We start from the raw sequence: 9,586 nt of genomic DNA on the forward strand, positions 1-9,586 counted from the left end.
AGAGCCTCACAAAAAATCCCGATCTGCCATGCAAATCGGGATGAATATTATCTGACAAATGAATTACCAGGTTTTAGGTGTTTCATTTTGCATTTCAATAAAATCAGCTCCTTCACGGTAATCACCCAATAGGTGTTTACAGAAATATTCACTTCTTAACCAGAAAGAGTATTCGCTCATGTTACCAAAGCCATGACGCTGACCTGGGTAAATGAAGAAATCGAATCGTTTATTGGCTTTAATCAATGCGTTGGCAACTCTTACGGTATTTGCCGGATGTACATTGTTATCGATATCACCAGTTACCAGTAAAAGCTTGCCTTTTAAATTCTTAGCCAGGCTTGGGTTGGTTGCAATTTTGTACTGGAATGTAGTATCCTTTTCAGTAACAACTTCTTTTACGCCATGGTGAGTTTCACTCCACCAACGGTTGTAAATGTTGTTATCGTGGTTACCCGCAGCCGATACAGCAACTTTAAAGAAATCAGGATATACAAACATTGCAGCTGTTGACATGAATCCACCACCTGAGTGACCGAAAATACCAACTCTATTAATGTCAATAAAATCATGACGGTTAGCCAAACGTTCCAAAGCAACTTTTTTGTCAAGAAGAGGATAATCTCTCATGTTTTGATATCCGTAATTGTGGTACCATTTCGAACGATCTGGGTGACCACCTCGGTGTCCCATGGTAACAACAATAAAGCCGAATTGTGCCATACGATCTGCACGATCCATGCGAGTTGAGAAGCTCTTGTAAACGGCTTCGGTTTGTGGACCAGGATATACGTAAGTTAGGATTGGATATTTCTTGTTCTCATCAAAATCAAATGGCTTGTACATTACTCCGTAAAGATCAGTTACACCATCAGCAGCTTTCACGCTAAAGATTTCCGGAAACTTGTAGCCAGCTTCGAATAGTAATGAAAGGTCAGCAGTTTCCAAATCCATAATCTTGTTACCGCGTGTATCGTATAATTTCGATTCAGGAGTGGTGTTTACTCTTGAAGAGTTGTTTACAAAGTAATGGTTTTGATCATTCAGGCTTACCTGATGGTCGAAATCTCCTTTGTTTAGCAATTTTAAACCAGTACCATCAAAGTTTACTCTGTACAGGTGAACATAGTAAGGATCTTCACCTTTTTCATGTCCATTGGCTGTGAAATAAAGCACTCTGTTCTTTTCATCAACACCTTGTACTTCGTCGGCATGCCAAGGACCTGATGTAATTTGGTTTTTCACCTTTCCTTCTGCATCGTAAAGATAGAAGTGAGCCCAACCATCGCGTTCCGACCAGTGAATGAACTCCTTGCCATCGTTAATGGTAACCAGATTGCGTGTTTCGATATAAGTATTTAATCTTTCCTCGATAATTACTTTTACTTCACCTGTTGTGGTATTTGCCGAACAGATGTCAACTCGTTTCATATCACGACTTTGACGTTGGAAGTAAATCAAATTGCTGTTTTTCGAAAGCCATTTGGAGAATTTCAAATCATCATCGGCATTTGCCTTTTTGCGTGGAGCTCTTAAGATACGAATGGTTTGATCTTTCCATGCATCAGCTTTTACAAGAACAGATTTTTTGCTTTCCCAGTCGAATACTTGCATTTCATACTGAGGAGCTTCTTTTTCTCCTGCCATATGATACTTGTAGGTTTCCAAGGTAGGACGACCCTTGGCAACTGAGTTCAACACCCAAAGGTCTTTCACTTTTCTTTCGTCTTCGCGGATAATTGCAAATTTCTTTGAGTCGTGGGAGAAAGTAACGTAAGCAGCTTTTCTGTCATCTTTTTCTTTCTCTTTTTCGGTATTGGTTTTACCATATCCGGTATCACCGTAAGCATAATCCTTAACACCATCAGTGGTCAATTGATGCTCAACAATGGTAGTGTCTTTCTCGTTTTTCTGAGCCTTTTTGTAATTCTCAGCATCCATCCAATACAGGTTGTGTTGCTTAGCAAAAATTACATACTCCTGGTTAGGTGCAACCGAAGCCCATTTCTTTTGTTCCAATGGCTTTTCAAAATCATCTAAAAGACGTAGTTTTCTGCTTGCCAGTTCGTATTCGAAATGCCAAACTTTGGCAACCATTTTTTTCTTTTTGTCTTTTTTCTTGTCGTCTTTTTCTTCCTCCTGCTTGTCGCCGTTTTCTTCATCTTTTTCTTCTTCTTCGGCCAATTTACTTTTCACTTCGAACTGAACAACTCTTTCGTTCTTAATGAATTTCATTTTTTTAATGTCCATGTGTTTTGCATCGAAAGGGTCGCCAGTTAAACGGCTCATATCAGCAGCCATTTTTACAGGATCAAAAAGCTTGCTTTTCATGTTTTTTGCCGGATCAACCAAATAATAGTTTAATCCTTCGGAAGTTTGGTAGGCATACCAAAATTTTTCACCGTTTTTAAGCCAGTGTGGACGTACTCTGGTCGAAAATACCATAGATCTCAATTTGGTAGGAGAGAACCTTGCAGGTAATTCATAATTTGCCTTTGTAACAGGTGTTTTCTGTGCAAAAACACCAATTCCTATTAAAAGAAATAGGAATGTTAGTAAATGTTTTTTCATTTGCTTGTAATTTTTGGTTGAGTCATCCCGATCCTTATCGGGAGGAGCTTTTGATGAACTTTCATCATAAATCTATAAAAAGATTAGTATGCTAAAATTCATCTTTGTTTCATGATTGGTATTGTTGTTTGTATACAATAATGCAATTAGGGCAATAAAAATAGGGAAGTGTATGGCAAAAAAGGAGGAAATTTTCACAATTTCGATGATGATGGGAATTTTCGCGATGTAAAATCAAGAAAATCTATAAAGAACTGACATTCGTCATATGATATAATGATATTAAGCCAGTTCTATTTGTCTTAAAAAGTAGGATTTTTAAGATTGTGCAGACAGTCATATTGTGTAATTGTTGGAATAAACTTTTACTATTTATATGAAACAAGGATTGAAAATTACTTTTATGTGTATGTTTTTTTAATGCCCATCGGTCGCAAACTACATCGCATTATATTTTTGAGAATTTATGTGAAATACGAACTCGAATTAAATCAAGTACTGAAAATTAATCATTCTATGATTCCTTAAGTTAATTTTACTTTGCTCAAGCCGCATGGCTCTGACTTTTTCCATTGATGAAAAAGTCAGCAAAAAATCTAGGGCGAGTAAGCCCAAACAGCTTCTACTTGAAAAAACTAAGTTCGGCGGGGTGATCTTCTCAATTCTTCGAAGCTTCCCCGTCTCTCTATATTTTTTCTACGGATAAGCAGCTTGTCCTTCCAATGCCCATAAAGCTCGACCGAACAGAGTAGAGATTATTTATGCGTCACCTTATGAACGATATAATTTAAAGAACTATCCACTATAAATCATGCAGTGTACTTTTTTATTTAATACTATACAACAAAGACTCCAAAAATCAATTCTTGATTGTGATTATTTACTAAAATGCCCTGTTTCATCCGATTTAAAATGAATATCCATTTGAGGAAATGGAATGGAAATGTTGTTTTCGATAAACTTTTTATTTATCAACATCCTAATGTCTGATTTAAGATTTTCAATCCTGAAAATATTCCTACTGAAAAACAACAATTCGAAATCGAGAGAAGAACTTCCAAAATTCACAAACCTTACAAGAATAGAGTCTTTATCGGTAATATCCCTGCTTTCCAGTGCGCTTTCTTTTAATACTTTGCTTACCAATTCCACATCGCTACCATAGGCTACGCCAACACAAATTTTAAATCTTGTTTTGTCGGATTGATGACTCCAGTTGATCACCTTATTGCTCGTAATTAGTGAATTGGGAATGATAATGATGATGTCGTCGCGATTTTTTGCCGAAGAGGTTCTTAAGCCAATTCTTTCCATTTTAACCACATCTCCATCTATTTCTAAAATATCTCCAACTTTTATCGACCTTTCGAATAGCAATATGATCCCTGAAACAAAATTATTGAATGTATTCTGCAAGCCCAATCCAACCCCAACGAGTAAGGCAGCCGATCCGGCCAAAAGCACATTTAGTTTAAATCCCAATGTCTCCAGAATGATCAATGAGGAAATGATCCATACCAGGTATTTGATAATTTGAAACAAGGAGTATAGATTGCCTTTATCAATACTTAAAAATGATCTTTTACGGAATATTGCTTTTTTTATTAGCCAGAGTAAAAATATGGTGATTAATATGGTAATGAGAGTGCTGGTTATTTTTCCAAATGTGAAGGAAAAGCTTCCAATTTTAAAAATCTCGTATTCTAAAAACTCAATTACTTTATCCATAATTATTTTTCCCAATCAAGTGTTTACGATTTATTGCACCTGTTTAATTTTCTAAATGTAATCAGGTGATAATTGCCAGATCAAAGTAAACATTTTCGTGTGGATTTATAATTATCAATTTGTGGACTTTTTTCATTTTTTTTATAACTGCAGACAATACATTCAAAGAGTTTACACTAAAGTATTCTTATAATCAATTCTTGATCTATTGTTTTATAGGAAACCAAACGCTAACATCAGTGCCTTCCCCTGGTTCACTAATTACTGTAATTTTACCACCATGTTTTTCTACAAAATCATTAACCAGTAATAATCCTAAGCCGGTACCAGGTTCATCATTTGTACCTTTTTTAGACGAGCTTTTATCTATTTTAAATAAATTATCCTTGGTGGCATTGTCCATTCCTATGCCATTATCGCTGATACAAAGCTGTAAATAATCGGTGTATGAATTTGTGTAAACCTTAATTTGTCCGCCTTCCGGTGTAAATTTAATGGCATTGGAGATAAGGTTTCGGGTAATGGTTTGTAGCATGTTAACATCTATATATACCTCGGGGTTTTCCTTTTTTTCAAAAATTAAATCAATATTTTTTGCCTTGGCTATGCCACTCATAAGTTTGATTGCGGATTGCAAATCATCACAAATATTTGTCTTTTGTGGGAGAAACTTTATGGTGCCGGTTTGTGCTCTTGACCACTCGAGTAGGTTTAATAAAAGGTCGTAAGCATTTTTTATTGCCGGATTAAGCATTTCAATCATTTCTTGAACGCCTTGCATATCGTTCTCATTAACGCTCTCAGCTAACATTTCACCAGAATTAAGCATTACGTTAAAAGGGTTTATTAAGTCGTGAGCAATGATTGAAAATAACTTATCTTTAGTGGCATTTAGAGCTTTAAGTTCCTCTTGTTTGTTTTGCAATTCAGTTTCAAATTTTATTCTATCCGTAATGTCGAGCATTACACCAATTAAGCCTTCAATTTGCTCATCTTGATTTTTAAATGGAGCTTTGTAGTAGGTAAAATTTCTTAAATCCTTTCCTTCTTTATGATATTCAAAATCATATTGTTGATGCTTGCCTTTAAATACTTCTACATCTTTTTCATGGTAAACTTTTGCTAAATCTTCAGTATATAAATCAAAAACTCCTTTACCAATTATTTCTTTGGGATCCATCTCAATTAAATTAAAGAATGCACTATTGCCTCCTAAATATATTCCCTCTGTATTTTTGTAAAATATAGGTGATGGTATACTCTCTAATAATGTATCTAAGAAATTTCTACTCTTTTTTAATTCTTTTTCAGTGTTTTTTAATTCTGTAACATCACTTCCCACCCAAATTAACAAATCTGCAGATACTCTAAATGAGGCCCAGTATTGGTAGGCAAGTTTGCCATTTTTAAGCTTTATTGGGAAAAGCTTAAATTCAGGATCATTTTCAAGTATTTTATTTTGAACTCTTTCTTTTTGCTCTCCTTCAAATACTTTATCAATTGGCACTTTTTGATTCATTACCTCCTTTTTGCTTAAATCGAAAAAGAATTCGCATTGCTTGTTCCAAATTTGAACGATTCCATTGTTGTCAAGTCCTAAAATGGTTAATGGTGCATGTTCAACCAGAACTCGAAATTTTTCTTCACTTTTCTTCAGTGCATCTACATTTTTAAAGTGTTGATTTAGTAGCTTGTTGATATTGCCGGACAGTTGATGAAACTCTTTTGTTTGGAATTCAGTGTTTGTAATTTTCTTGTCTTTAAACACTGCAGATTCTATTTGATTGAAGAGTATGTTTAACTCAAATTTAAATTTACCTGCGGTTTTTCTGAATTGGCTTACTATTATAAACATTAAAGGAATTGAGAGGATGATGAGTAATATGATTCTCAGCCAGGACATTCGGTAGAATGAGTTCATTCGTTGGAGCTCTATATCGTTAAATTGTTTTAAGCTCGAGGATGCTCCAACCATCCATTGCCATTTTTCAAATCCATCAACATATGCCAATTTTGCTGTAAATTCGGTTTCGTTAACTGGCCAATTGTAATACAAGTAATCGGCATTACCCGATTGAGCAATTTGCAATTCCTCCTTAAATATTTTCAAACCATTATCGCTGGAAATCTCCTTAATATTTACGCCAGCCTTATATTTATCTGAATTAATAATAATAGAAGTACCATCGTAATGATTAATAAATAAATTCCAATCTTTGGGCGAATAGGAGCTTTTTAGATACTTAATTGCATGTTCTTTAGTGTCTTTGTTGTGATCATCAATGTACTCGCCACAACCAATTAGCCAGTTGAATTGATTAAACCTTTTAACAAACGAAGTTTTTGCATAAAGAGTATCGTCTGTTAACCAAGGTTTGTGCCAAAGATAGCTGTGAAAAGTTTCTTCTTTATTATTAATGGCTTTAATTTGTTCTGAAATGATACTTTCGCCGGAGGGGGATAGGACATCCAATATGTTAGTGCCTTCAGCCGATTTACAAAAAGGATACATTATTAAGTTGCCTTGTAAATCAATAATATAAATATAGCCCCTATTGTCGAAATGTCGTATTTCCCTAAGTGCGCTTTTGATTAAAGCTTTTATTTCTGAATTGCTTTTCTTTCCCTTGTTCTGAGTGTAGATATTATTAGCCTGGTTTATTGCATTGTTTACTGCGTCTTGTAGTTTGAGTTTCATTTTATTCTCCGAAGAGGTTTCTTCATGATTCAAATAGGCAATAACATTTTTGACTGCACTTTTAAGAAACAGCTTTTTTTCATCTTCGATCAATTGTTTTTCATCTTTGTAATTCTTTTGAAATAGGTAATACTCAGTAACTATAATTATAGAGATAAAACTGAATAAGATGGTGGATATTATAATTAGAGTAGATCTTCGAAGTATGGAATTAATGCTTTTTTTACTCATATGGGGGAGATAAGTTAAAATGGTTGATTCAATTTCATTATACCTTTAAACTGTAAACGATGTTACGCTATTCCCAATTTTTAGGTGATTAATATTGATACAAAATGATGTGTTGTGACTTTTTTTAATGATTTAATTCGTTAGAAATTTTGTATTTTTTACTCATTAAATAAAATCCACAATTAGAATTTATGGAAATACTTGGAATTGATATTGGAGGTTCGGGAATTAAAGGAGCTCCGGTGAATGTGGCCACAGGCAGGCAGTTGGAGGAAAGATTTCGCATTCCAACTCCCCAGCCATCTACACCAGAAGCTGTTGCCAATGTGATAAAAGAAATTGTTGATCATTTCAATTGGCAAGGGCCTGTTGGCTGTGGATTTCCTACCATTATTTCTCATGGTAAAGCCATGGCATATGGTAATTTGGATAAGTCCTGGCTAGGTGTTCAGGTGGATGAACTTTTCAGTGATAAAACCGGATTGGATGTTACTGTTGTGAATGATGCAGATGCGGCTGGTTTGGCAGAAATGAGATATGGAGTAGGGAAAGATAAACCTGGCCTGGTGGTAATGATCACCATTGGAACAGGAATTGGTTCTGGAGTTTTCTATAATGGACAACTGTTGCCCAATTTTGAATTGGGACAATTAAAATACAAGAACGGTAAAAAAATAGAAAAATATGCTGCCGATTCGGTTCGAAAAAAGCAAGACTTGAGTTTTACCGCCTGGGGAAAAAGATTCAACGAGTTTCTTCATCATGTGAATGTAATATGTGCTCCCGATTACTTTATCATTGGTGGAGGTGTGAGCAAGAAATTGGATAAGTTCGAAAGCGAAATTGATGTGGAGGTGCCCGTATTGCTTGCCGAATTTCAAAATGGTGCCGGAATTATTGGCGCTGCGGTTAGTGCCAATGGTATAAAAGAGAGTGATAAATAATTTACATGCTGCTATAAAAAATTAAAAAGTAGGGCTAGCAAGATTGCATTGTACATTTTTAAATGGTAGAACATGCTTAGTAAGCTTACATGGCATACTTTTCACAAGTAAAATGGTCTTTGCAAGCTTACAAAGCATACTTTTCAAAATGAAAATGGCTTGTGCAAGTTTGCACAGCATATTTTAAAATGGTAGAACATGCTTTGTAAACTTACATGGCATACTTTTCACAAGTAAAATGGTCTTTGTAAGCTTACAAAGCATACTTTTCAAAAGTAAAATGGCTTGTGTAAGCTTGCACAGCATATTTTTCCAGATTATAACGGTTTTTGTTCGTAAAATCTACTTCACCCTCACAAAATTACCCTTGGAAAACCCGCTTCCTTGCACATTGGAATACCTGGAAACTGTTCTATTGCCCACCACCCCTGCCGCAAGAATCCTTTCTTGTGATTTTCTGATTAGAGTTTGTTCAAGTAAGATTATTCAGACATGTTTTATCATTTATTTGGAATTACTCTGTGAAGAAAATTCATCTCTCTTAATAATGTTTTGTTAATTTTATCAAACGAAAGGATAAAACACTTTTACGTTAGCAATAATTAAAAAAATGAGAATAGCTTTTATTATCCTATTTTACTTTCTTTCATTATCACTACATGGACAAATTGTATCTGCCATAATCAATGATAATGATGGATTTACAAATATTCGTATTGAGCCTAATATTAATTCGAAAGTTGATTCTAAAATTGTAGATGGTCAAGTGTTTGAATATAATGGAGATGATTTTTTTGAAAAGAAAGAATGGATATATGTTTCATGCTTTAAATCTACACGAACTGATAAAGAAGCAAGAAACTATATGGAGAACTATATTAGTGGATATATGCACCGTAGTCGTGTTTTACCCTTAGATAAAATTCAAACTAGGATTCCGGTAAATGAGATCAATGATGAATCTGTGAAATATAAAAATGATTCAATGTTGATTGAAATAAGGAAAAGAAAGTTATTAGAAGTAGAAATAGACTCTTTATACTTTATGGATATATGGGGTACTGATACTGGTAATCCCAAAAATAAACTAACAGAAGTGAATCTGAGAATTAATGGAGAAATAATACAAATACCGGAGAAATATTACACTGATTTATATCGGGTAAATCTTGAAAACTCATATGTGATTTATTATAAGGACATTCTTATTGTTGGAATGACGAATAGTGATGGGGCTGGATTTTATGAAGTAAACTGGGTTGTTAAAAATGGTGAGTTTGTAAATCGTTATATTTCCCTTGGACCTTAAAAATTATTGCTAACAAAAGTAACCGTTGCACAATCAAGTAATATTTGTAAAAAATAAGAACAAAGCCTTAATAGTATGCGGATTTGCAAGCTTTTAAGGCTTTGT

General features: G+C 34.4%; 5 protein-coding genes. 2 read left to right on the plus strand and 3 right to left on the minus strand.

The features are described 5' to 3' along the window. Window positions 1-63: 63 nt before the first annotated feature. The 3 genes from NQ163_RS15385 to NQ163_RS15395 form a co-directional block, all read right to left on the minus strand. Window positions 64-2,571 carry a S9 family peptidase gene (locus tag NQ163_RS15385; RefSeq protein ID WP_268191208.1) on the minus strand — a complete coding sequence of 836 codons (2,508 nt, stop codon included), beginning with the start codon at window positions 2,569-2,571 and terminating at the stop codon, window positions 64-66. Window positions 2,572-3,447: 876 nt separating this feature from the next. Beyond that, entirely contained in the window at window positions 3,448-4,299 is an 852-nt protein-coding gene (locus NQ163_RS15390) for a mechanosensitive ion channel family protein (protein WP_268191209.1), read from the minus strand. Between the two features lie 205 nt (window positions 4,300-4,504). Beyond that, window positions 4,505-7,228 (minus strand): cache domain-containing protein, encoded by a 2,724-nt coding sequence (locus tag NQ163_RS15395; protein ID WP_268191210.1) that lies wholly within the window; start codon window positions 7,226-7,228, stop codon window positions 4,505-4,507. A gap of 191 nt (window positions 7,229-7,419) precedes the next feature. Between NQ163_RS15395 and ppgK the strand changes: the two genes are divergently transcribed. Beyond that, a complete protein-coding gene (ppgK, locus tag NQ163_RS15400; RefSeq protein ID WP_268191211.1) occupies window positions 7,420-8,172 on the plus strand; it encodes a polyphosphate--glucose phosphotransferase in 753 nt (250 codons plus the stop codon). Window positions 8,173-8,782: 610 nt separating this feature from the next. Further along, the gene (locus NQ163_RS15405; RefSeq protein ID WP_268191212.1) at window positions 8,783-9,481 is read left to right on the plus strand and encodes a hypothetical protein; all 699 of its coding nucleotides are present in this window, start codon (window positions 8,783-8,785) and stop codon (window positions 9,479-9,481) included. Window positions 9,482-9,586: the final 105 nt, after the last annotated feature.

This window comes from Marinifilum sp. D737 (assembly GCF_026672275.1).
GTDB lineage: Bacteria > Bacteroidota > Bacteroidia > Bacteroidales > Marinifilaceae > Marinifilum.